The organism is Bacillus sp. UNC41MFS5, assembly GCF_000686805.1.
In genome coordinates, this window is the sequence record NZ_JMLP01000017.1 from 74,168 (window position 1) to 99,001 (window position 24,834).

The window sequence follows — 24,834 nt, forward strand, 5'->3', positions numbered from 1 at the left end:
TGGAGCTAACGAAATTTGAAAAGGAACAAATTAAAGCTAAATAATATACTTGTTAACTGCTCCCTGTTGTTCTTGTACGATGAATCAGGGGAAGAATTAGAATATTTTTCCTTAGACAATGCATACTAAAAACATAATTTAAAGCAATTGCAGAAAGGGACGGAGATGATGTTTTATTTTCTGAAGTTTTTAAGAGGAAAACGCTCTTCTCGGTTCCATCAAACAAGCAATAATTCTAATCTTCAGAAAAAAAATATGGAAGATGATGTCCTGGACTCTGATTTATCCCAAAATACAGAGAATCTCCGACTGCTTTATTCTCAAGCACCTGATTTAGTGATTCGCCGCTTTCCCATCGCCGCGGGCAAATCTGAGGCAGCTTTGGTGTACTTTTCTGGATTATCGGATAAAAATGCCATCCATGATCATGTTTTGAAGCCATTGATGCAAAGCGACTTCGATCTTCATAAGGAACTACCTATCACATTAGGTGAGGTTGATATTGTCTATACGTGGGATGACATCGAAAGTGCGATTCTAGGTGGGGATAGCGTTTTATTGTTAAACGGACAGATCACCGGGTATCAATTGAATACAAAAGGGTGGCCGCAAAGACAGCTGAATGATCCACAAAATGAAATCTCTTTAAAAGGCGCTCATCAAGGATTCGTAGAGACAGCGAGTCAAAATATCGCCTTAATTCGCCGATATATTCCCCATCAGGAATTGAGATTGAAAGAGATGACAGTTGGTATTCGGGGGAAAACAAAGGTATCGATTTTGTATTTGAATGATGTGGCTTCTGAAGACGTGCTGAGAGAATTGGAGTCACGGATTCAGAAAATTACGGTGGACGCGATCATTAATACCGGCGAGCTGATCGAGTTCATTGAAGATAATCCGTATTCACCATTCCCGCAAATTATGCTGACTGAAAGGCCTGATACCGCAGTATCCCAAATTCTCCAGGGAAGATTTGTGATTGTTTTGGACCGTTCTCCGAGCGTATTGATTGCTCCGACGAATTTTATGTCCTTTTTTCAGGCTGTGGATGATTACGGTTCCCGTTGGTTAGTTTCGTCATTCATCCGAGTGAGCCGTTTTTTATCTTTTTTGATTGCCTTATTTTTGCCCGCCACCTATGTTGCCTTTATTTCCTATAATTTTGAAGTTATCCCGATGGAGCTTTTACTTTCGATTGCAGAATCAAGGATACAAGTTCCGTTCCCACCCGTGCTGGAAGCGGTGATTATGGAAATGATCCTGGAGATGATGAGGGAGGCGGCACTAAGGCTGCCGACTCCGATTGGTCAGACCATTGGCATTGTGGGCGGCATTATCATTGGACAGGCGGCTGTTCAGGTGGGAATTGTCAGCAACATAATGATTATTGTCGTTGCTGTTACAGCGATTGCTTCTTATAACATCCCTAATTATGATATGAGTTCGTCCATTAGATTATTAAGATTTCCAATGATGTTATCTGCTGCCATGTTTGGAGTTGTAGGGATTGTGGTAGGATGGATGACTATAGTTGGACATCTGGTTAGTCTTGAATCATTAGGTACACCCTATGGTACTCCTCTAGCTCCATTCCGTTTTGCTGATATGAAGGATGCATTTTTGCGCTTTCCTTTATGGTCAATGAAAAGCCGCCCCAAAGGAACTGGGGCAATTCCAACTATTCGACAAGGGCGAAATCGCACTAAAAGGTGAAACGATGAAGAAATATTCCTATAATGAAATCACGCTCATGCAGTATATTTTTTTGATTAATGGAGCGCAGGTAGGGACCGGTGTTCTATCCCTCCCGCGCATACTTGCCGAAAAAGCTGGAACCGACGGTTGGATGGCTATCATAATTGGCTGGTTATGCTCAGTCGCTGCCAGCATTTTTTTAGTTAAAGCGGCTGCAAAATACCCGGAGGACACCCTTTACGAAATTCTAATACGTTTTTTCGGAAAAATACTGGGGAAAGCGCTCGTCTCGGTTTACATGGTGTACTTTGCATTTTACGCTTGGACCATTCTTGTAAATGCCTGTCTTTATATCAAGGCATGGTTTCTTCCTAAAACCCCTGATTATATCATTTTGCTATTATTTTCGATTCCAACTTTTTTTGTTGCCCGCAACGGGTTGCGCGTTTTAGGCAGGTATTCGGAACTATCTTTTTATATGGTCATGTGGATTCCTCTGTTTTTATTGATACCGCTAAAGGATGGAAATTGGCTCCACTTCCTTCCTTTGCTTAAAGAAGGGTGGCGACCGGTTTTGTCTGCTGTGCCGACCACTGTTTTTTCCTTTTTGGGATTTGAAGTAGCGTTCTTCTTGTACCCCTTTTTACAAAAAAAGCAGCATGCGGTGCTTGGAATCACGATTGCGAACACCTTAACGATGTTGTTTTATTTATTTGTCACGGTTGTCTGCTTTGCCTTTTTTAGCCCCGATGGGATTATTGGATTTAATCAACCTGTACTGAATTTACTTAAACTAATTGAATTTCGTTTTTTGGAACGTTTTGACATGGTTTTATTGTCTGTTTATCTGATTGTTGTTTCTACAGCCTGGATTCCATGCATATACCTTGCAGCGTTTTGTTCTAGTCAATTGCTTGGAAAACAGGATCACAGCAATTACGTGATCATTTTATTATTGGTCATTATTGGATCGGTATTTTGGCTCGATCCTACTTGGATTGATTCGGAAGGGTGGCAGAAAATGGTGGTCAAAGGCGGGCTGGTATTGGCATTCGTTGCCCCGCCCTTTTTATGGGTTTATAGCTGGATATATGAAAAGTTCCGTCGGAGGGTAAGCCATTGAAAAGGAAGACATTGCTTTGCCTATCGCTTGTGGCTATGATGATTACCGGATGCGTGGACCAAATGTATGTTGAAGATGTCACTCTGTCACTAATACTTGGTTTAGACTTGGATGAGGATGACCATTTAGTGGTGTTTATGTCAAGTCCGGTGTTTAATAAAGAAGCAGAGGTAAAAGAGGAGAAAGTCGAAGTGAAGGCTGTTACTATTCGAGATTCCAGGGAACTGTTTGATACGACCGTAATGGCTTTAACATCGGGAAGCAAAACGCAATTAATCTTAGTCGGGAAAAAGCTGTTAAAACAAAAAAATTGGATTGATTATCTCGATCCTTTTTATCGGGACCCCAAAAATACGGTAACCACACGCGTTGTCGCCGTAGATGGGCCTGTTTCGGATGTGATTTTTTTCAAGCCAAAAGACAAGCCTCGTCTCCCATTATATTTAACTAATTTAGTTGATACAGCCTCCAGAAGAAATATCGCTGTAAAAACGACCATTCAAGAGTTCCGTAAGCAAACGAAAGAAAAAGGGATGACAGCAAGCATTACCGATATGAAAAAAGACGACAAAATCATGTTGACCGGCACGGCGCTGCTGGATGAACAGAGCCGATATAAGTTAAGCATCACACCACATGAAAATAAATTTTTACGCATCCTTCAGAATAAAACAAAAGGGGATTTCCCATTTACCATTTCAGTTCCTTTGAAATCGAATGGACAGGATAAACATTGGATCAGCTTTAGTACGCCGAGCATCAAGGTAAAAACAAAGGTAAGGTATAACGATCATTTTATTTTTGACACAGACGTAAAAATGAGAATTGCCATTACAGAACGGCTTTTTCCATTCAATGTAAGGAAGGACGAAGCGAAACTGCAAAAGAGTATTGAAACGAAACTGCAAGCAGATTTTGAGCGCTTAATAAAGAAAACGCAAACCGCACTCATTGACCCTTTTGGATTTGGATTATATGCAAGAGCTTATACATATCCAGAGTGGAAAAAAGTCCAAAATCAATGGGGGAAAGCCTTTTCGAAGGCTGATGTAAACGTCAAGGTACATGTAACCATTGGCGGGATGGGAACGATTAAGTAACACGGGCCAATGATGTTCTATTTAAAAAAGGCTATTCTTATTGTTACAACCTTAACGAATGGATATCACATGATGCTTTTTTTAATGACCGTTACGAACAAACGAAAAGTTGAAAATAAAGTGGGTAAAACTTAGGAATATCGAATAAAAAGACAAAATGGGGAGGGAGCGAAGCTCCTTCCCCATTTTGTTAACAGCCCCAATTAGGACCTTTAATCAATTCAAGGTGTTTCTATAAACATAAGGGTCATTAGGCTTTGAAATGGTTTTGTAGCTTGTTACTTTTAAAACAGGAATTTTGGTTTTCATTTGTGAATAATACACTGTATCCATTGTTCCTGTTACTTGGTACCATTGGTCATTCGGAATGTGTACGTTTTTCGGGAATTGAATCATCATTCCAAAGGCACCAGAGTCAGCGACACAATGAATGAGCCCAAATCGAAGTAAAAAAAGTTGGTTAGGCTGTACTCCTGGACCATTGTAAGTAAAGCCTTTCATGGTCAGCGTTTTCCCTGCAAAAGCCCCAGAAAAATTATACATTACTTCTAACCCGACTAAATAGTCTTTATCCGTTAAAGTAATATTATTTTTTGGAATATAAGACTTAGACTCTTTCCTGACTAAATCCGTAAAATCAGCCTGGTTCATGAATTTACTCATATCAGGATTTAGGACTTGATGGGTCCCGTACCGATCATTTCCGTCCTCTAATGTTGGAAATGAAAACCCTTTGGCATCCACAAGCTGTGAATCAAGTGTTGCCACTGGCAAAAACACTCCAGTAATAGCAGGAATTAGCACAAGAGTGTACGCCAGGAATTTTTTTATCTTTTTTCCAGCTGATGGTTTCTTTTTTTCGTGACCATGGTCATGATGGTGTTCATGGTCATGATGATCGTGGCTACATTCACAATCCTGCTCGTTCTCTTGTTTATCTCCAGATGACCATAATTTAACTCCTTCGAAAACTGTAAGGATGGATAAAATCACGATCATACTCGCAGATAAGAAGCTATATTTCATGTTTATATATTTTGAGATGTTTCCTGTGGTATGCAGCATAAAAAACAAGTTTGTAGTAAGTATTAAAATAAGGACTCTAAACATCATCCCACATCCTTTACAAAAGAAGTGAACCAATGAATACAAATGATGAAATTAATGAAACTAAAAGAAGAACAAATTTTGCTTTAAAAGAACCAAACATCATCAGTAAATTTTTAATATCTACCATATTGCCAAACACTAAAAAAGATACAATTGAAGCTTGGGGAAAAAAATTACGAAAAGATGCTGCTACAAAAGCATCTGCTTCCGAACAAACGGATAAGATAAAAGCTAAAGCCATCATAACCAATATAGCCGTTACGTGCGTACCTCCCAGTGTTGTTAATATCCGTGTAGGTACATAAACTTGCATAGTGGATGCAATCAGTGCACCCAGCACTACATATTTACCCATACTAAAAAATTCATCAACGGTATGGTTAAAAACACTCATTAATTTTTGTTTAGTATTTTGGTGAGAATGGTCATGAGTGTGTAATTCGCTATTTTCCTTTAGTGGATTCTCCTTTATGACAAAAGATAATACAAGGCCAACTAAAATAGAAACACCGATTGCTAACCCTGCTCGGTAACCTACCATCTTCCAGCTATCTCCGAAAGCAATAAAAGTAGCGAATAAAACAATCGGATTGATAATTGGGCCAGAAAGCATAAAGGAAATAGCTGCATGTGGGGCGAGCCCTTTTTTTATCAGCCTCGAAACGATGGGAACAATACCACATTCACACCCTGGAAATAATACTCCCATTAAACTAGCCGCAATAACAGATAAATATCTATTTTTTGGTAGAATTCTAAGTAATGTATTTTCAGAGATAAAAACTTCAATCAATGCAGAAATAAATGCTCCCACAACAATAAAAGGGAATGCCTCGATGACGATACTTATAAAAATGGTGTTTAATTGTAATATTCGGTCCATGCAATTTCCTCCTGTGGTAGAACACATTTGGTTTCTAAAAAAACAAAACATATCATATCAAAAATAATACTAATATGCTATGTTTTGATTTTCCAAATGGAGTAGATATGTTTCCCATTAAAATATATTAAACAATCTTTGTGACGAAACTATTAACAGTTCAAAAGAATTTTCTAAATGTTTTATTTGAAACCATTAGAAATAGAAAATCCAGCACAATTACGGCTGGATCTCTTTGTATTAGGTAATGGTTCGTTTACACAAAGATGATTCTACTACTTAAATCAGGTCTTTCCAATTTAGGGAACCTTCTTGAATTACTTTAATTAATTGGAAATAACAGTAGAACAGAGCAGTTCCAATATTTCTTCAGGTGAATTACCACGCATATCCTTTTGAAAAAAATATGAATCGCTGCTTAAAGCCGTTAGTACCATATCGGCTTTAAAGACACTTTGCGAATGAGTGGTTTGCCCTTTTACTGTCACTTCGTCAAATAGTTGAACCAATATTTGATGTAATTCAACAAAAAGAGGGCTTTGGGCTCGGGACTTAAGTGGGTTAGTTGACTTCGTTTCCTCGACTCCTGTAAGCAGTTGTGCTTTTTTTTCTCTGAAACGAATAAAAAAGCGTATGATCTCTTTTAATTTTTGATTAGCCGGAACGGTTTCGTTTTCTGCCAAGTATGCTTCAATATCCTCGAAAAATAGATCAACACTGTCTTTAATTAAATCCAGACATAACTCACCTTTGTTTCTATAACGACGATAAAGTGTTCCTGGACCAATTTGTGCTTCTGTGGCAATTTGATTCATACTTACCTGTTCAACACCATTTTGTTCAAATAGTCTATGAGCTGTATCCAATATAAGCTGACGATTTTTTGCTGCATCACGTCGCTCAGCTCGAATAGGTGGTGTATTCTCGTCATTTACCATCCAATCACATCCTAAAAATCAATACTCACCTTGACAAGCGGAGAGGTCTCCATTTATTATAAGTGGAGAGGTCTCCATTTTATTTTAATCGAATAAGGAGGAACAAACAAGTTATGCAAAATCAAAATCAAAAAACGGCATTGTTAGTAATGGATCTACAAAATGGTATTGTATCCCGTTTCGCTGAAAATACTGAAATCCTTAAACCATTTCAAAGAGCTATTGAAGCTGCTCGTCAAAACCATATACCAGTTATTTTTGTTCGAGTAGGCTTTAGCGAGGGGTATCCGGAGGTCAGTCTACATAATAAGGTTTTCTCAGCAATGGCTAAAAATGGTGGAATGACCGTCTCTGATTCAGCAACACAAATTCACGAATCAGTTAAGCCAAAACCAAATGAACCCGTTATAACGAAGTATCGCATTAGTGCGTTTGCAGGCAGCAATCTTGAAATCATCCTTCGTGCACAACAAATCGACTCAATTGTTCTTAGCGGAATCTCAACAAGCGGAGTCGTCCTATCAACTTTAAGGGAAGCCGCAGATAAGGACATTTCCCTAACTGTCCTTTCGGATGCATGCCTCGATGCTGACCCTGAGGTTCATAGAGTTCTCCTCGAAAAAGTATTTCCACGCCAATCCGAAGTTCAAACTGTTGACACTTGGATTGGTACTTTAAATTAATCTCGATTTTTAAATAAATCCTAAAAATTTCGTAAATAACCAACAAGCATCTCTTAAAGGCTGGTCCTAGAAGAGGTGTTTGTTGGTTTTTATTACGCAGGAAGTTCCAATAACAAAATGTTAAAAAGGAGAGAGAGTACATTCATGCCCATCTGGAAAAGGAACTTAATTGTATGTTGGTTTGGGATGTTTATGTCCAGTATAGGGATGAGCCAAATTGCCCCCATATTACCACTTTATATCGATCACCTCGGAGTTCATAATACGGCTTTAATTGCTCAATATTCGGGATTTGCTTTTGGGGCTACGTTTATCATTTCAGCTGTGTTCTCACCAATCTGGGGAAGTGCAGCTGATAAATATGGACGAAAACCCATGCTGATACGGGCAAGCGTAGGTATGGGTTTTGTTATAGGATGTATGGGGTTTGCACAAAATGTCTATGAACTGATTGGATTAAGATTATTGCTTGGGGTGATTTCTGGTTATGGTTCAGCCTGTACAGCTTTGATCGCTACCCAAACAGATAAAGAACATGCAGGATTTGCTCTCGGCACACTTTCAACTGCGGGTACGGCAGGTTCTTTGCTTGGTCCACTGATAGGCGGCTATTTGGAAGAGAGCACTGGATTGCAAAATGTATTCTTCTTAACAGGTGCCTTGTTGGTTCTTTCCTTTATTGCCACTGCTTTATTTGTAAAGGAATCTTTTATTCGCCAAGATAAAAAAATCCTTCTCATTAAGGAGGTATGGAGTCAGATTCCTGAAAAAGGTTTAACATTAACTTTGTTTGTGACCTTTTTCGCACTAACTCTAGCTCTTTATTCCATTGAACCAATCATTACACTCTATATTACACAATTGACCCAAAACTCTAGCCATGTTGCTTTACTAGCTGGATTGACTTTCTCAGCTTCTGGACTGGCAAGTATTATTGCAGCCCCAAGACTTGGCAAACTGTCTGATAAGCTTGGAACACAAAAAGTAATCCTGGCTGCACTTATAGTGGCTGGACTTATGTTTATTCCTCAAGCCTTTGTTACAAATCCCTGGCAATTAATGGGGTTAAGATTTATTTTAGGATTGGCTTCAGCAGGACTAATACCATCTGTAAATACTTTGCTTAAGAAAATTACACCGGATTTTATTACGGGTAGAGTGTTTGGGATTACCATGTCAGCAGGGTATTTAGGGGTATTTGGTGGTACAACTTTAGGTGGTCAGATGGCAGCGCACTATGGAATCAGATCTGTCTTTTTTATTACGAGCGCCGTATTACTAATAAATGCTGTTTGGTTTTATATTAAAGTATTTAGAAAAATGAATATTAGAGAAAATTAATTATATAGTTTGTGAAAATTCCACTTTTTTTGATGGAATTTGGCGACCCAATAGGTAAATGAGGACAGGGCTTTTTGCCAATTAAAGAAAATTCATTAACAAAAAAAGTAGGATAATAGAGTGCATGTTAAAAGTATTCAGCATGGACTACTAAAATTTCTTCGTGTAAAAAAAGGGTGTGAGGGTTATTTTGCTTCAGTCAGGGGATTTACTTTTTAGGCAGCCGTCTTTTCGGAACTATTGGATATCGAGAATTTTAGCCTCAACCTCGTTCCAAATGCTCTCCGTCGCCATAGGATGGCAAATGTATGATTTGACACATAATGCCTTTAGTTTAGGGTTAGTGGGGCTCGCCCAATTTATTCCGATGGTATTGCTTACATTTGTTGTCGGTCAGTTTGCGGATCGCTTTGACCGTCGGAAAATTGTTTTTGTTTGTCTGCTTATTGAAGGTATCATCGCCGGACTGCTTCTGTATGCAAATTTAGGCAGCTGGATGGGGCGTGAACAAATTTTGATGGCAGCTGCAATTCTAGGAACTTGCCGAGCCTTTGAAGGTCCAACATCTTCTGCGTTATTGCCGCAATTGGTTACAAAAAAGCTCCTGCAGCAAGCTATTTCTCTAAGTACCACAGCAGGGCAGACTTCGCAAATCTTAGGTCCAATGATTGGCGGATTACTTTTTTCAATAGGGGCATCCTTTGTTTATAGTTCTGCTATAATCGCGTTGTTTTTTGGAGCAATTCTTACCTATTTCATTAGGACTGAGCATGAATTCGTTCGGAAAGCAGAGCCAGTTACATTGCGTTCTGTTTTCTTAGGGTTGGAATTTATCTACCGTCATCCCGTTATCTTAGGAACGATCTCCCTAGATTTATTTGCTGTTTTGTTAGGCGGAGCGACAGCTTTGTTGCCGATCTACGCCCAGGATATTTTGGATACGGGTCCATGGGGCTTAGGTTTAATGCGGACCGCTCCTGCAGTTGGAGCGCTACTCGTATCACTTGTCCTTGCCTATTTTCCTCTAAAAAATAAAATCGGACTTAAATTGTTTGGGGCACTCGCTATTTTTGGCTTAGCAACCATGCTCTTTGCTATTTCAACTAACTTATTTGTTTCTTTGATTGCGTTATTACTCATCGGTGGTTCAGATGTCATCAGCGTGGTGATCAGATCCTCGCTTGTGCAGCTGCAAACACCTGATGAGATGCGAGGGCGTGTGAATGCTGTAAACTCACTGTTTATCGGTACATCCAACCAACTTGGTGAGTTTGAATCCGGGACGGTCGCCGGGCTCATCGGTACGGTTCCGGCCGTCTTTATTGGCGGAATTGGGACGATTATCGTAGCAGGGATGTGGATGTATTTGTTTCCTTCATTAAGAAAGATTCGATCTTGTCGGAGAGTTAGAGACCGAAGTCCAGAGGGGATGGTTTTTTTGGTCGATTTTATCCTTTCAAAAATCCAACAGAACCGTCTCCTACGTCCTTTGTTATTATGCTAACGAGTAGGATTGTTCAAGACTGTTTAGCTATTTTTAATTAGGCTTTTTGTACTTTTCTAACAAGTATTGGAACCCATAAAACAAAAATGCCTTAAAAAAGAAATAGAAGAAAAATTGTAAATGATTAAGACGAACCAAAGTGAAGCATGTATATTCTAAAAAAGACTTTTGCGGTATTGCTTGGAAGTTTATTGTTATCAATTGGGATAATATTCTTTTTAGTTCCATTTGAATTACTTGATGGAGGAATAATTGGTATCGGGTTGATTATTAAGTATTTTACATCATCGTGAACGTTTAGAATTTACGAAATATTAACAAAATATTAACCTCTTCCCTGTATTTGATTACGAAGGTATTTGCAATAATTGTGAATGGGAGTTTTTTCTACAATAAATAGCTTTCTTCTAGAATAAATCAAATAATGGGAGGTAAGGAAATGTTAAAGTCAAAAACAATTCTTGGATTAGCCATAGCAGGGACAATGTTAACAGGTCCACTACAATTAAACGGGTCACCAATATTGGCAAAAACTGAGGCAAGCCAATTTAATACTGGCAGTGTAAACGGCAAACTTAAGGAAATCGGTAACTATCAGACAGGAATGAGTAATAAAGACGGTGGTATTGCAGAAATCGTAAAATACAATAAAGACAATCAAAAAATGTATCTTGTTAATGGGGCAAAGCAATCTGTGGATATCGTTAGTGTAGCAAATATCAAATCCAATCAAAAAACAGAGTTTAAAATCGATACTCGACTTAATATAACTGCGATGGGGCAAGCACACGGGTTTTCAGTTGGAGATATCACCAGCATTGATGTCAATACGAAAGAGAAGATTATTGCGATTGCTGTCCAAGGGACTACATATAAGGATCAAGGCAGTATTGTCATTCTTAACTATGATGGGGACTATATCAAGCATTTTGAGGCAGGCGTGCAGCCTGATATGGTGACTTTCAGTCCTGATTATAAATATATTCTTTCTGCAAACGAAGGAGAGCCAAGGGAAGGGTATTCGGCTACTGGAGCAATCGATCCTAAAGGTTCTGTAACCATTATCGACATTAAAAAAGGAGTAAATAAGGCTACTGTTCAAACAATTGTCTTTGAAAAGTTTGATACAGCTGAGGCGAGATCAGAACTTGTTAGAAACAACGTTCTGCTTAAACCAAACACAGCACCGTCTGTCGATTTAGAACCGGAGTATATCACGGTGTCGGATAACAATCACTATGCGTATGTAAGTCTTCAGGAGGCCAATGCTTTAGCCACAATTGACCTCAAAACCCAGGAGATAATTAACGTGAAAGGACTTGGTTTTAAGGATTATAATCTTGAAAAAAATGAGCTGGATGCTTTAAAGGATGGCCAAGTGAAACTTGCCACACAGAACCTGTATGGTGCCTACATGCCTGATGGGGTTGCTGCACAAAAAATCGGCGGCAAGAATTACATCTTTACTTCGAACGAAGGGGATGCAAGAGAATGGGGAGATTATCTAGACACCGGTTCTTATACCTTCCCAGGTACAAAATACAAAATTGATACTATCTTAAATTCAGAGAGAGACGGGCTAGAAGCAGGTAAGAATTATATATATGGCGGTCGCTCCTTCTCCATTTGGGACGCGGATACAATGGAACAAGTATATGATAGCGGAAGTGATTTTGAGAAAATAACAGGTAAGCTTTTTCCTGATGCGTTTAATTCATCAAACAACAAAACTGAACTAGATTCCCGAAGCGGGAAAAAAGGACCTGAGCCTGAAGATATTAAGGTTATGAAAGTAAATGGTAAAACATTCGCCTTTATCGGTTTAGAAAGAATAAGCGGCATTATGATGTATGATGTAACGGATATCGAAAATGTAAAGTTCTATGATTATATAAACCTAAGAGACTTTGCAGGAACCGATATTGCAACAAGCGGAGACCTGGCCCCTGAAGGACTCTCCTTAGTGGAAGCAAAGGATAGTCCAACTGGAAATCCCTTGCTACTTGTAGCAAATGAAGTGTCCGGTAATGTTAGAGTTTTCGAGATTAGTGGAAAATAAGTGGTGAAAGGTTAGTGAGATGTTCACTAACCTTTTTTATTATTTCGTTGGTTTGGACCAACATTATTTTTGTTATTGAAATCTCTCTTTTCATACTAAAAAAAATAATTTAAAGTAATCCTTTATACAGTTCTTACAAGGGAGCTATAGGAACTATTGCCTAGAACCGAATTAATCACCTTTTTAATAAAATGGCATCAATTTGCTAGTACATCTTGATACGCTTCCTTACTTTCAAGAACACTTTTTGCGTAAGGGCATACAGGAATAATATATAAGTTTTCATCTCTTGCATATTCAGCTATCTTGTTTACTAATTCTTTGCCTAATCCACGACCATTATGTCCATCGTATACAACTGTATGGTTTACAATAATTAAATTTCTTCCATTTACATCTTTTCCGCTTGGGATAAATTGAATTCTTGCAATAATTTCATTAGATTCCTCAATATAGAATTCATTCTTGCCCATTTTAATTTCAGTCATTTCCACATTCTCCTAACTTTTTTAGTTCTGTTTATTTTTGCTCATAAGTAAGTGCTCTGCTTGGACAACGATCAATCACTTCCATGATTTTTTCAGCTGTTGCATTCTGTGGTGATACCCAAGGTCTTTTCTGGGTATTGAATACACTGGGCAATCCCTTTACACATTCTGCTGCATGTTTGCAAATATTGGATTTCCAATATATTTTGATACCTTCAGCTTCATAAGTTTTAATATTTTCGCTCATAATATCCTCCTTCTAATAGTTCTGTGGGAATAATAATTTTAAATTTATATTTCACAAAACTGTATGATGGGTTTTTACCAAAAAACGAGCCACTTTGTAGCAACATTATAAATTTTTGAAAAACAATATTAATTTAATAGTACTTTATGTTATGAGGAATCTCCAATTTGAGGCTTGTTATTTAAAAATAAAATAATATAGACGTAGTGAAGTTATTGATAATTGGATTTTATTCCACAGAAATATAAACAATAAAGGGGCAGCATTCCTGTAATAGTTGAAAATAAGTTTGAAGGTTGTGAAAGAATGTACTGATTCGTTTTCAGTAAGATTATGTTTAAAGTATTTATTGTAGCTTCTTTAACTAACTAGGCAGGTTTGTTAAGGAAGGAATATAAAAGAAATTGGTAGAATAAGTAAATTGGATTTAAATCTTAACGTCTAAATATTAATAAGAGGAGAATGTCTATGGGAACTAACGAAGTAAAAAGCTTAAACTAAAATAAGCACGGGGGGTAAAAAAATATGAAACAATTGGGGACGCTATACTTTTTCTGTGGAAAAATGGGAGCTGGAAAGTCAACTAAATCAAAACAATTGGCGATAGATAAACATTCGGTACTGTTGTCTGAGGATGAATGGCTTTCATCTCTTTATCCCAATCAGATTGCATCATTTGAGGACTATCTAAAATTCTCAGCGCAGCTCAAGCCATTGGTGAAAAAGCATGTCCAAAACATATTAAGTGTCGGTACAGATGTAGTGATGGATTTTCCAGCTAACACTCAAAAACTGCGAAAATGGTTTTTGGATATAGCGTCAGAGGTCAATGCAAGCCATCAACTAATTTTCCTGAATCTAAATAACGAGCAATGCTTACATCAAATTGCACAAAGGCGTAACGAACAACCCGAAAGAGCAGCTTTTGACACGGAAGCAGTGTTTATTCATGTTACTAAATTTTTTGAAGCACCAGAGGCATCCGAGGGTTTAAATATTTTAGAGTTTTGCGGTAAAGAATAACAAAGAGTTCAATGATTCGTGTGTATAGAGTACTTTTTGTTCTGGGAGGTGCCCTATATGATATAAAATGAAATGTGAGTAAGAAAAGTTTCAATGTATATATGTTAAAATCGATGTAACTTTGTGAAGTGGTACTCTTAAACTAATTGGGTGCTTTAGTGAAAGAAGCGTAAATAAAAAAGTCGATTTCTTATTGGAAATCGGCTTTTTTTAGGTTGAAACTTCCTTAACGTTGTAAATCCGCATTTTCCTGACTCTACCCCAATTTGAAAAACGAGATTGAAAACTTGTTTCATACTTTGATAGACAAGGGATTGGAATGCCTCGCATGTTTGGATATGACACGCTAATAGATGGTTAGAATTTGTATTATAGAAATATGTTCTTTAAATCGAGGATAAAGTCTTCAAAAATACTTACTTCTATTAGATCTTTCCCTTTACATATAACTCTTGAAGTTGATAATATCCACTTTCCTTAAAGATAAGCACTTCAACTGTCTCAGTACGGTTATCTACGATCTAATACCCTTTAACTCCTGTCCGTCCATATACTTTTATTTTTAGCTAACGCTCATTTTTGTCAGTTAATGGCGTATTTTTACAATTATGGAGAGGGAACCGAATGGTAAACGTGGTTCCTTTTCCTTTTTGGCTTTGGACGATGATTTTTCCATGAAGCGAGTCGATAATGCGATAGCTCACCATGAGTCCTATGCCAGTTCCTTTTTCTTTCAGAGAATAAAATGGTTGTCCAAGACGTTTTACTTCGTCTTCATTCATCCCCACTCCCTCATCTTGGATTTGGATCACCACATGCTGTGATTCCTGTTTCATGAGAATGGAAACCGCACCACCTTGATGTATCGCTTCGATGCCATTTTTGATGATATTGAGGAAGGCTTGTTTCACTTTTTGGGGATGACCCAATATCACACACTCTTGCTCCGGAAGTCGGACGTCTATGCTTACTTTTCGTTCTAAAGCATAGGAGTAGAGAATATTGACGACTGTTTGTATTGTTTCGCAAACATCGACGGACTCTTTCATATCCGCTTCTGGCTTGGCAAGCGAAAGATATTCGGTAATGACGTCATTCGCCCGATCCACTTCTTCTATACAAATTTGAACATACCCTTTATACGTCTCTGAAATTGGCGATTGTAGAAGTAACTGGAGAAATCCTCGATTGGTCTGCATAGGATTTCGAATTTCATGAGCAAAGGAACTCGCCAATTCTCCGAGTATCTTATATTTTTCAGCCTGTTGAGCTTCCATGTGTAACTTAGAATTTTCCCTTAAGGTTTCAATCAGAAAGATAGTTACAATGGTGGCAACACATATCGTTAAAACTTCCTGAAGTGTGCTAAAAAATTCCATCTCTTGCAAATCCACGAGGATGAAGATTAAGGACATCCCCAATGTTATCCTCCAAGTCAGTTTCATTCGACCTTCTCGATCCTGCTGGACGAAACGTGGATATGCTAAAAAAAACATGGGTAAGAGGAACAAGATTTCGTATACCGTTGAATAAAAACCAGTCCCTCCAAAGTACCAACGATACAACAATAAAATGATCGTGAGAACTATACCTGTTGCGTATCCATCTCCATAAAATATACCTATCATGAGAGCTACAAACCGTAGATCATTTCGCTCGTTTACATCCGAATAGATTGGGAAGGACATGCACAATACTAACGTAATCATTGCCAAGAAACTGAAAATTAATTTTTGACGCTTCGTTTCGATGAATTGATGACGATTGGTTAAATACATAGAATAAAAAAAGACAGGAATCAAAATAATCATTACTTGTAAGAGCAAATTTTTAGTATATTCCATACAGTTTACCTCATTGTTAAACTCATTCTAGTATAAAAGGAAACTGAATATAAAAACAGGGGAAAAAAATGGGTTCTAATCCAAAAAACTCAAAACAATCGCAATTAATCTCTAAAGCTTGGAGATACTGATACTATTACTCTAAAAAAGGGGTAAAAAGGAGAAAAACGAATCAAGTTTTTAAATGATTTGTTATTTCTTTAAAAAACAGAATTAACCTCCCATATGAACTAGATGTTATTATGACACCAAGTTTGTGAAGATTTGTACTTTAACTATCAGGGAGATTAGTTAAAGAAGGATAGGGCGACTGTTGTGGCAGGTTATTATATCAATAAGTTATTCTTATAGAGATTTATAAAAATAATAAAATTTTTTTATGCTATTAGTTCCAGTACAATTAAGATGTAAACTCTTCGGTTAGACGTAGTGTTTTTAATGCAACAAGATGAAAGGAAGATTAGATGTATTTTGATTTAGACCCATCTTTATTAATTATTTTAATTGTATTTGGATTTTTAGCTTCATTTATCGATTCAGTTGTAGGGGGCGGAGGGTTGATTGCATTGCCTGCTTTATTATTTACAGGGATGACTCCTGCAACAGCTGTTGCTACGAATAAATTAGTAGGGACAATGGGATCTTTAACGAGCACGCTTATGTTTTATCGCTCTGGTAAACTCGATTTAACATCCTTATACAAGTTGTTCCCGCTCGTATTTATTGGCTCGATGCTTGGTGCCTGGACCGTTCATTTGATGAACCCAGAAGTGCTTAAGCCATTAATGTTAATAATGCTTGCAGCGGTTGCCTTCTATACGGTTTTCAAGAAAGATTGGGGCAGTATTTCAACCCCTAAGAAAATGTCAATTCGTCATTTTATTATTTTCACTGTGTTAATTTTTGCTATTGGTTTTTATGATGGATTCCTCGGTCCTGGCACAGGTTCATTTTTAATGTTTGCTTTTTTAATGATTGGATTTGATTTTATAAAGGCAGCTGGGAACGCAAAGTTTTTAAACTTTGGCAGTAATATTGCTGGTTTGTTGATGTTTATATTTTTAGGAAAAGTAAACTTTGCTTACGGATTACCAATGGCACTTGCAGGGATTGCTGGAGCTATCTGTGGATCGAAATTTGCCATCAAAAGAGGAAGTGGTTATGTTCGTGCATTGTTTATTGCCGTAACTTTGTTATTGTTAACAAAAAATATTTTCGATCTGATTAAGTAATCTCCCCTAAAAAGGTTAATATTTATAGTGAAAACACAAAGGAGAGGACTATGGAAATCAAGATTAGACAAGTAGATAAGGAAGAAGTATGGAAATTAAGGCATATAATTATGTGGGCAGATAAGCCATTTGACTATATTAAATTAGAGAACGATGATTTAGGTATTCATTATGGTTTTTTTAAAGAGAATATTTTGATTTCTGTCATCTCAATTTTTATAAACAATGGAGAATGTCAGTTCCGCAAATTTGCAACCCTTCAACAAGAACAAGGTAAGGGGTACGGAAGTATATTGTTAGATTATGTTATAAAGGAAGCACAGAACAATGGCGTGAAGGAAATTTGGTGTAATGCTCGAAAGAATAAGGTGAATTTTTATAGAAAGTTTGGGTTACAAGAGACAAACTCCAGCTTTATAAAAGAGGGTAAATCCTATGTAATAATGGAGAAATATTTGTAGGCAATTATGGGGGACTACCTAAAGATTAGTTTGTGAAAAAATGTACTTAAACAAACTGGTGCTTGAGTTAAGGATGATGATCGCTGCGGCGATCCCCTTTTTATATTGTGCTAACGGATGCAGAATAGTTAAATAACGAAGGAGAAATAATAAGCTAGATAATTCCTTTTGTAAAAGGGGGGGTATTAATATGACAATTAAAAATCAGTGGTTACTTAATATTGTAATGATAATACTCTCGTGGCTTACAATGCCTTTGTTAGGATGGAGGACTATAAGGAGATTTTTACCAGCATCAATCCTTGCTGTTCTAATATGTAGTTTGGATGCCCAAATTGGAAAAAAACGCAAATGGTGGTCTTTTTATAATTAACCAAAGTCCTTTATTCAAAATGAATTTCCTTTTCTCATAGGTCCAATGTTGGCGATGTCTTTATGGACATTAAAATGGGCATACGGAAATTTAAAAAAGTTTATTATGTTAAATGCTATTGGCGAAGCAATTTTTGTATCTCCTATTTCAAGAGTATTTACAAAATTAAAACTATATAGATTAGTTCAATTTAACGAATTTCAATTCTTTCTATATTTCTTTTACAAGGTTTTTTTCTTATATGGATTTCAATACCTTTTTGAAAAATGCAAAAAAACTAATGATTAGTTAAGTAACGGGTGCGACTCTTCAAGATGAAAGTTCCCTTTTATTGTTCCACAAGAAATATTGTGAAATATTACACTTAAACTATCGGGTGCGATTGTTCGATAAGAGCAATCGCTTTTTCTTGTTCCGCTAACGATGCAGGTTAGTGGAACAAGAAAGATGAAAATCCATCTCTCAATTATGACGCATTTGACTCAGATTGTGCAGCTAAGAAAAGTCGATCGATTTTTCTTATTCGACCAACAGAGTAGATATAAAGAAGGGAATAATACCTAGTATGTGGAAATTTATATTATGTTTCTAAATAAAATTAAAAAGAGGTATGGAATATGGAAAGTAAACACTGGACGATAGTTTATAGGCTTGCTGTTGTTGGAATTTTGATTTACATTGCTACTCAATTGAATCTATTAATTGACCTAACAAGAGTTTTGACTGAAGCAAGTGGGCCTTAGTGTTAATATTTAAGGGCATTTCATATGGGATGCCCTTTTTTATGGGAAAAAATCTATTTTTTTGATGGGAATGAGTTCCTTTTTAGATAATTAGACAGGAGACTACTTCATATTTTGAAGGACATTGTTTCAGGAGTTGATTATGAAACAGTACACTTAAAGTAACGAGTGCAAGAGTTAAAGGCTGGGATGGCGGCGGCGATCCCGTTTTCTTATTGTGTTAACAGATACAGATTACATGAATAAGAAGTATAAGATCGTAGTGTGTATCATTTCATACAAAATAGGTAATAAACTAGTCCGCACAAATCTAAGTTCACATAGACTAATGTAGTATCAAGATATTTTCACATGGAGGTCATATAACGATGTTTTGGAAAAAAAGTCCAAAAGCAGTACCAAAAATGAAAGAAACTCCAAAAGCGGAACCAAAAATGAAAGAAACTCCAAAAGCAGTACCAAAAATGAAAGAAACTCCAAAAGCAGTACCAAAAATGAAAGAAACTCCAAAAGCAGTACCAGAAATGAAAGAAACTCCAAAAGCAGTACCAAAAATGAAAGAAACTCCAAAAGCAGTACCAGAAATGAAAGAAACTCCAAAAGCAGTACCAAAAATGAAAGAAACTCCAAATGTAGTACCGAAAATGAAAGAAGTTCCAAATATAGTACATCCAATGAAAGAAACTCCCAATGTAGTACCACACATGAAACAGATGCCAGTCCAATACTTTCCATTTCAAGCATGTCAGCCAATATACTGCCCGCCTCAAGCGTTCCCTGCTCAATATTATCCACCACTAGTTTCACCTTGGCAACAATATGTAAAAACAAATTTGTATAATACACATGTACACCCTTCGCATACAACTACTTTTAACAAGCATATGATTCATCATCAATACTATTTCCCGCACACAGAATCATATGTAAATCAATGCTGTGAAACACCTACGATGTGCGGATTCCCATTCAACCCTTGTTGCCCGCCTAGACCATTTGGATACTAGCTTCATTTACCCCAGCCATTTAGGCTGGGGCATTTTTATTAAAGTCGTTTTTACTTCCCTAGGTGGGTCTATTGTGTAATATTTCTTATTAAAGTAACGGGTGCTTATCTTAATGATCTGGCTGTTAAAAATGCAGCCTTTTCTTATTGAGCTAACGGAGCAGCTTAGTTGAAGAAGGAAAATGATTATTTAGTAAAAAAATTGGGATTATCACTTTTTGTTGATATATCTTTAGTGAGATACAGCAATATGAAGAAAGTTATAAATTATGCTACGTTCGTGGTCCAGAGGGAATTATTTTGGAGTTGGCTGAGAAAATCAAATAAGTAATGTTAATTAAAATGAAAGTACGACTCTTTGTTACTTTCTTGCAACAATGCCTTTTTTACTGGTGTTTTTTGATAATGGAACGAAATCGTTATATTCCCACATAAAACTTAGAATACTAACAAAAAGGGAAGAACCCTTGAGGGGTGAAGCAGTTTTGGAAACATTATATCGTACGTTCATAATTTTTGTTGCGGGATATTTGTTTTTAAGGATTACTGGAAAAAAAGCTGTATCCCAAATGAACACTATTGATTTATTGTATATTTTTGTCCTTACAAATATTATCAGTACGCCCGTTGAGACTAGTAATGTATGGAAGTCATTAATCTATGCTGGAATCGTTGTGATACTTTATAAAATTATTTTGCGTTTATCCTTACATAATCAATTAAGATGGCTTTTATATGAGCGTCCAATTGTACTGATTCGTAACGGGGATATAGATCGAAAAGGACTGAAAAAGGCGAAGATGCCATTGAACGAATTATTGTCCAATTTACGAGTGAAAGGCTATACCGATACGCAAAACATTGCCTTTGCAGCCATGGAAGAAACAGGAAATATTAGTGTGATCCCGAAATCGCAATACAGACCAGTTCAACCGAATGATTTAAATTTAAAGGTAAAAAAAGAATACCTTCCAATTCCACTGATAATGGACGGTCAAATCATTTATCATAATTTAAAATATTTACAACTAAACCAAGGGTGGCTCATGAATGAGGTAAATAAAAAGGGAGAAAAAGTAGAGAATATTATGTTAGCAACTTTTTTAGAAAATGGAACGTTATTTATTGATAATAAGGAAATTAAAAATCATAAAAATGATCCTCGCTACTACAATCCTGGCAAAGGGGATTAATGAAATTTAAATAACCCTATTGCATAACATATTCTTATTTTTTGTAAATATCATAATAAAGCAGATAACTTACAATTTATATGCGAACTAATTGTGAAGGGGTGGGGGTATGGCTAAGGTAGGAAAAGATGATTTTGTAAATGGATTTGTTCCGCATCATAATCATGGTTCCGTTGATTACACCTCGATGGAGGCTGGGCATGTTCATCAGTGCTTAGATGTTACGTCTCCACCGATACAAACTCAGGATGGCAGCCATATTCATTATACTGAGGGATTTGTTGTTTTCGAAAACGGGCATAACCATCATTATAAAGCTTATTCAGGTCCGGCTATACCTGTTGGTAATGGAATGCATGTCCACTATTATGATTTTTATACATCAGAAGAAGATGGACATAAGCACCATGTTAAAGGTGTTGATCAGCCGGCTCCAGGAAATAAATAGATTGGCAGTGGGCTTCTAGATAATCAATAATGAAAATTAGCAGGATGAACGGGTAGCTTTAGTTTAATAAAAATAACGACAAGAAGATAAACCTTCTCGCTTTCTTTATTGGCATACAAAATCGCATAATGTTAACACACACCATAATTTAAATTATGGTTTGTGTTAACATTATGGTTATTGTAACTGCTATTTATAGCTGAAAAGGTGAAGAAACCTTGTTGCATCAATAAAAAAAGCAATGCGATTTCCTTTGAGAAATGCATTGCTTTTATATGTGATTTTATAGCTGCGGGTACTCCAAAAGAGAACGGCTTACTTATTGCTAAGCATTTTTTTATTTCACCTTATTTGGCTTTAGGGAATACTCTACGAATTGTTTCAGTAAACTCATTAAAGAAACCTGAGATTGGTCTACCATTACGAATATCAGAGGCATATGTGTTCATGCGATCATAAAAGTCAGGGTTTTCCGATACATAAACGTTATCAATATCCCGATCAGTGGATTTCACTCTTTGTGAAATCTTATGTTCGATGCTATAGGTATCCTTATTTCGAGATGTAGGTGTGAGCTTTACTGCTACATATGCATTATTTTCTGTAACTATGACATTTGCCGTGTCCACTTCTTTCATATCAACTACTTTTTTAGCTGCATCATCCGCAACTCTTATTCTTGATCTATTATCGTAATCATTATTGTCTCTGACGTTGGTGATGTTGTTCCTTGTCACATTTTGGTCACGATTTACAAGATCATTTTTATTTACGTTATTTCTGGCACACCCTGTTAATTCAAGGCTAAATATAAGAATCGCAAATAAGATTAGGCTCTTCTTCATGGTGTATTCCCTCCGTGAATTAAATTAAACACACGGATAAGTTCTCCATTTCCTTAAAAGAATATTCATATGAGGTTTAGTTAATCAATTACTTTATTTACTTTGAATTGGTGTAGTAGTGTAATCTCTTGTCAAACTCTAGTACAGTATGTAAAGAGCCCCACTGGGTACCGGCAACAATGCTGCTGCAGGGCGGAGAAAAGCTTCAATACGAAAACCGACGACGCGGATGCGCCGTCGTTTTTTGTGTTGAAGTTCAACCATATTTAGACACCATGTTACAACTCAAGGGCATAAATTTTCCTATGACAGGGATTTGATTGCAGGGGATTAGTCGAAATTTGAATTGGTAATATCTAAGTTTTCAGAAAAATATGTTAGAATGAAAATTGTACCCTGTAAATGATGGTAGCAGAGAGTTCAAAACAAAAATGTTAAAGTAAAAGAATATTATTTCCATCGTGGTATATGACAACTATTCACTTGTTCAATTGAGTACAGACTAAGGGGTTGAGTAAAAAATGAGTTTTAAGGAAATGCACATAAAGAATGTTTTTGAACTACCTAAAGAAACAGTTCTAAATGGATTTTATGAACGAATTATTTCAATCCCTATTGAAGCAAGAACAAATTTGAAAAAAGAGCTCATTACCGTCATTGGCGATGAACGAACAAGGGGCGTGTTTATTCGCTACGGCTGGCATTGTGGCGTGAGTGATGCGGAAAAAGCCATGTCATTACAATGGGACGACGAGCTAGATTTGGTAAATGCAGGTCCTAAATTTCATAGGTTGCATGGTTACTTAGATAAAGTGGAAATTTTGGGAATGAGCTTTGATGAAAATAAGAAGTGCAATTATATTGAAGTCCTTTGGATTAATACGTTTGAAGCCTCTCAATATTTAAAGGCCAAAGGCCTCAGTAAAGAGCCTGTTTGTCACACCTTGTGTGGATATGCAAGCGGTTACTTATCAAAAGTGTTGCAACAGCCGATCCTTGTTAAGGAAGTTGAATGTCGTGCGATGGGCCACGAGCAATGCAAATGTATTTGTATGCCAATTGAAAAATGGGGAGAAGAAATAACCAGTGACCTGAGTTACTATCAAGCGAATAGCATGATCAAGGAACTCGATGAAATAACAGCGAAATTAAAAATGGAGCGGGACCATTTAAGTAAAGCGAGCGATATACACCGGCAATTAATTGAAGAACTACTGTCAAACCAAGGCTTACAAAAAGTGGTTGATATTCTATATGAAACGACTGGTTTAACCGTCTTTATTGAAGATGAATATCATCAAATCATTGTAAAATCAGGAAACCTTCCGAATCAGCTTATTTTACATACATTTAATGATTCGAACACGGCATATGTACGTTATTCAGAAAAGCTTTCCTTGTTACGCAGCCCCATTATTAATGGAGAGCAAATGAAAGGCTATTGTTCTTTTGTTTATACAAGAGAGAATGAGCCGAATGAGCTTGATTATATGATTATTGAAAAGGCAGCCATAACCTCTTCGCTTATATTAATGAATGAGAGTATAAAAGTTAATACAGAGCAAACAATTAAACGGAGCTTTTTAAATGATATCTTGGAAGGTCGATTAGCAAAAGAAGAAATGTATAAAATCGCCTATTATTTAGATTTCAATCCTTCCTCGACCTATTGGATGCTCACGTTAGAACGATTTGTAAAGGAACACAAAATTGAACATGAGATCGCGTTTAATGAAGAATTGATTCGTCATATTCATCTATTTTTGAAAGAGCGCAAGATCAATTCAATCGTTTCACAAAAACTCAACAAAATTATTATATTAATGGAATACCCTACTTTTGAAAGTTTGCATCTATCACAGTCTACGTTTATTGATCAATTGTTAAAGCATTGTTCGCGGCGCTTCCCAAAATATAGAATCTCTGTTGGTGTTAGCTCTGTCATCCAGGAGTTTTCACAAACAGTCACACTATACAAGGAAACATTGGCGGCATTAAGTGCTACAAATAATCGAAAAAATGTATATTACTTCGAAGAACTTGGAATTGAAAGTGTTTTATTCCAGATACAGGATGATGTATTGATTGAGCGCTTTGTGAATCAACATATTGGTAGGTTGTTAGAAGCAGATAGCCATGAATTTGAGTTAATAAAAACGTTATATGCCTTTATAGATAATGGAAGCAGTATTAACAATACCGCGAAGGAATTATCTATGTCGATTAGCGGATTACGCTATCGACTGGCCAAAATTAGTGAGATTTTAAACCATAATCTGAATGATACCCAATTTGCCTTCACGCTATATTTAGCCATCAATATTTTAAAAGCAAAAGGAAAAATAGAGATTTAACATATAAGGCCTTGCCCATTCACTTGTTGATGGACAAGGCTTTTTTGTCGTTTACGCAACTCAATTAAATATATAAAGATAGTATTTAGTAGAAAACGTTTTAAAAATTAGCAAATTTCAATATTTATTGTAGGTATA

22 protein-coding genes and 1 pseudogene are annotated in these 24,834 nt (G+C 36.6%); 16 read left to right on the forward strand and 7 right to left on the reverse strand.

The window, feature by feature from the left end; translation table 11 throughout:
- Positions 1-168 precede the first annotated feature (168 nt).
- The 3 genes from BR30_RS0110110 to BR30_RS0110120 are packed head-to-tail and all read left to right on the forward strand — an operon-like array spanning position 169 to position 3,921.
- Positions 169-1,716 carry a spore germination protein gene (locus tag BR30_RS0110110; protein WP_026564928.1) on the forward strand — a complete coding sequence of 516 codons (1,548 nt, stop codon included), beginning with the start codon at positions 169-171 and terminating at the stop codon, positions 1,714-1,716.
- Positions 1,717-1,720: 4 nt separating this feature from the next.
- On the forward strand, positions 1,721-2,821 hold the full coding sequence (locus BR30_RS0110115; RefSeq protein WP_026564929.1) for a GerAB/ArcD/ProY family transporter: 1,101 nt from the start codon (positions 1,721-1,723) through the stop codon (positions 2,819-2,821).
- Positions 2,818-3,921, forward strand: coding sequence for a Ger(x)C family spore germination protein (locus BR30_RS0110120; RefSeq protein ID WP_026564930.1), 1,104 nt, complete (start codon positions 2,818-2,820; stop codon positions 3,919-3,921). The genes BR30_RS0110115 and BR30_RS0110120 overlap by 4 nt, the downstream gene beginning before the upstream one ends.
- Before the next feature lie 216 nt (positions 3,922-4,137).
- On the opposite strand, the gene BR30_RS0110130 is transcribed toward BR30_RS0110120, so the two are convergent.
- The 3 genes from BR30_RS0110130 to BR30_RS0110140 all read right to left on the reverse strand — a co-directional run bounded on the left by BR30_RS0110130 (position 4,138) and on the right by BR30_RS0110140 (position 6,852).
- Positions 4,138-5,034 carry a TIGR03943 family putative permease subunit gene (locus tag BR30_RS0110130; protein ID WP_331280779.1) on the reverse strand — a complete coding sequence of 299 codons (897 nt, stop codon included), beginning with the start codon at positions 5,032-5,034 and terminating at the stop codon, positions 4,138-4,140.
- A 10-nt stretch (positions 5,035-5,044) separates the two neighbouring features.
- The gene (locus BR30_RS0110135) at positions 5,045-5,914 is read right to left on the reverse strand and encodes a permease (RefSeq protein WP_026564932.1); all 870 of its coding nucleotides are present in this window, start codon (positions 5,912-5,914) and stop codon (positions 5,045-5,047) included.
- Between the two features lie 326 nt (positions 5,915-6,240).
- Positions 6,241-6,852 carry a TetR/AcrR family transcriptional regulator gene (locus tag BR30_RS0110140; protein WP_026564933.1) on the reverse strand — a complete coding sequence of 204 codons (612 nt, stop codon included), beginning with the start codon at positions 6,850-6,852 and terminating at the stop codon, positions 6,241-6,243.
- A gap of 113 nt (positions 6,853-6,965) precedes the next feature.
- On the opposite strand from BR30_RS0110140, the gene BR30_RS0110145 reads away from it, so the two are divergent.
- From BR30_RS0110145 to BR30_RS33035, 5 genes are all read left to right on the forward strand, one after another.
- Positions 6,966-7,535 (forward strand): cysteine hydrolase family protein, encoded by a 570-nt coding sequence (locus BR30_RS0110145; protein ID WP_026564934.1) that lies wholly within the window; start codon positions 6,966-6,968, stop codon positions 7,533-7,535.
- A 144-nt stretch (positions 7,536-7,679) separates the two neighbouring features.
- A complete protein-coding gene (locus BR30_RS0110150; RefSeq protein WP_026564935.1) occupies positions 7,680-8,876 on the forward strand; it encodes a multidrug efflux MFS transporter in 1,197 nt (398 codons plus the stop codon).
- A 178-nt stretch (positions 8,877-9,054) separates the two neighbouring features.
- Entirely contained in the window at positions 9,055-10,380 is a 1,326-nt protein-coding gene (locus BR30_RS33030; protein ID WP_081825398.1) for an MFS transporter, read from the forward strand.
- A gap of 146 nt (positions 10,381-10,526) precedes the next feature.
- Positions 10,527-10,673 carry a YitT family protein gene (locus BR30_RS35780; RefSeq protein ID WP_442852964.1) on the forward strand — a complete coding sequence of 49 codons (147 nt, stop codon included), beginning with the start codon at positions 10,527-10,529 and terminating at the stop codon, positions 10,671-10,673.
- A gap of 146 nt (positions 10,674-10,819) precedes the next feature.
- Positions 10,820-12,439 (forward strand): choice-of-anchor I family protein, encoded by a 1,620-nt coding sequence (locus BR30_RS33035; protein WP_051633551.1) that lies wholly within the window; start codon positions 10,820-10,822, stop codon positions 12,437-12,439.
- Between the two features lie 197 nt (positions 12,440-12,636).
- On the opposite strand, the gene BR30_RS0110165 is transcribed toward BR30_RS33035, so the two are convergent.
- Together BR30_RS0110165 and BR30_RS0110170 are read right to left on the reverse strand one after the other, a co-directional pair.
- On the reverse strand, positions 12,637-12,927 hold the full coding sequence (locus BR30_RS0110165; protein WP_026564936.1) for a GNAT family N-acetyltransferase: 291 nt from the start codon (positions 12,925-12,927) through the stop codon (positions 12,637-12,639).
- Between the two features lie 31 nt (positions 12,928-12,958).
- A complete protein-coding gene (locus BR30_RS0110170) occupies positions 12,959-13,174 on the reverse strand; it encodes a (4Fe-4S)-binding protein (RefSeq protein WP_026564937.1) in 216 nt (71 codons plus the stop codon).
- A gap of 525 nt (positions 13,175-13,699) precedes the next feature.
- Between BR30_RS0110170 and BR30_RS0110175 the strand changes: the two genes are divergently transcribed.
- On the forward strand, positions 13,700-14,197 hold the full coding sequence (locus BR30_RS0110175) for a P-loop nucleotide/nucleoside kinase family protein (RefSeq protein WP_026564938.1): 498 nt from the start codon (positions 13,700-13,702) through the stop codon (positions 14,195-14,197).
- A gap of 566 nt (positions 14,198-14,763) precedes the next feature.
- Here the strand turns inward: BR30_RS0110175 and BR30_RS0110180 are convergent.
- The gene (locus BR30_RS0110180; RefSeq protein ID WP_026564939.1) at positions 14,764-16,041 is read right to left on the reverse strand and encodes an ATP-binding protein; all 1,278 of its coding nucleotides are present in this window, start codon (positions 16,039-16,041) and stop codon (positions 14,764-14,766) included.
- A 464-nt stretch (positions 16,042-16,505) separates the two neighbouring features.
- Between BR30_RS0110180 and BR30_RS0110185 the strand changes: the two genes are divergently transcribed.
- The 6 genes and pseudogenes from BR30_RS0110185 to BR30_RS0110215 all read left to right on the forward strand — a co-directional run bounded on the left by BR30_RS0110185 (position 16,506) and on the right by BR30_RS0110215 (position 21,497).
- Entirely contained in the window at positions 16,506-17,273 is a 768-nt protein-coding gene (locus tag BR30_RS0110185; RefSeq protein WP_026564940.1) for a TSUP family transporter, read from the forward strand.
- 50 nt (positions 17,274-17,323) lie between these two features.
- The gene (locus tag BR30_RS0110190) at positions 17,324-17,734 is read left to right on the forward strand and encodes a GNAT family N-acetyltransferase (protein ID WP_331280780.1); all 411 of its coding nucleotides are present in this window, start codon (positions 17,324-17,326) and stop codon (positions 17,732-17,734) included.
- Between the two features lie 1,484 nt (positions 17,735-19,218).
- Positions 19,219-19,857, forward strand: coding sequence for a CotD family spore coat protein (locus BR30_RS38820; protein WP_442852965.1), 639 nt, complete (start codon positions 19,219-19,221; stop codon positions 19,855-19,857).
- A 227-nt stretch (positions 19,858-20,084) separates the two neighbouring features.
- A pseudogene (locus BR30_RS37765) lies at positions 20,085-20,183 on the forward strand (VOC family protein); the annotation flags it as partial.
- A 158-nt stretch (positions 20,184-20,341) separates the two neighbouring features.
- Positions 20,342-21,049: a DUF421 domain-containing protein gene (locus tag BR30_RS0110210; protein WP_035445328.1), complete on the forward strand. Its 708-nt coding sequence runs from the start codon at positions 20,342-20,344 to the stop codon at positions 21,047-21,049.
- Between the two features lie 109 nt (positions 21,050-21,158).
- Positions 21,159-21,497: a YmaF family protein gene (locus tag BR30_RS0110215; RefSeq protein WP_026564944.1), complete on the forward strand. Its 339-nt coding sequence runs from the start codon at positions 21,159-21,161 to the stop codon at positions 21,495-21,497.
- Positions 21,498-21,844: 347 nt separating this feature from the next.
- Here BR30_RS0110215 and BR30_RS0110220 read toward each other — a convergent pair whose 3' ends face one another.
- Entirely contained in the window at positions 21,845-22,342 is a 498-nt protein-coding gene (locus BR30_RS0110220) for a YhcN/YlaJ family sporulation lipoprotein (protein ID WP_026564945.1), read from the reverse strand.
- 521 nt (positions 22,343-22,863) lie between these two features.
- Between BR30_RS0110220 and BR30_RS0110225 the strand changes: the two genes are divergently transcribed.
- Positions 22,864-24,696, forward strand: a complete 1,833-nt coding sequence (locus BR30_RS0110225; protein ID WP_026564946.1) for a helix-turn-helix domain-containing protein — start codon at positions 22,864-22,866, stop codon at positions 24,694-24,696.
- Positions 24,697-24,834 lie beyond the last annotated feature (138 nt).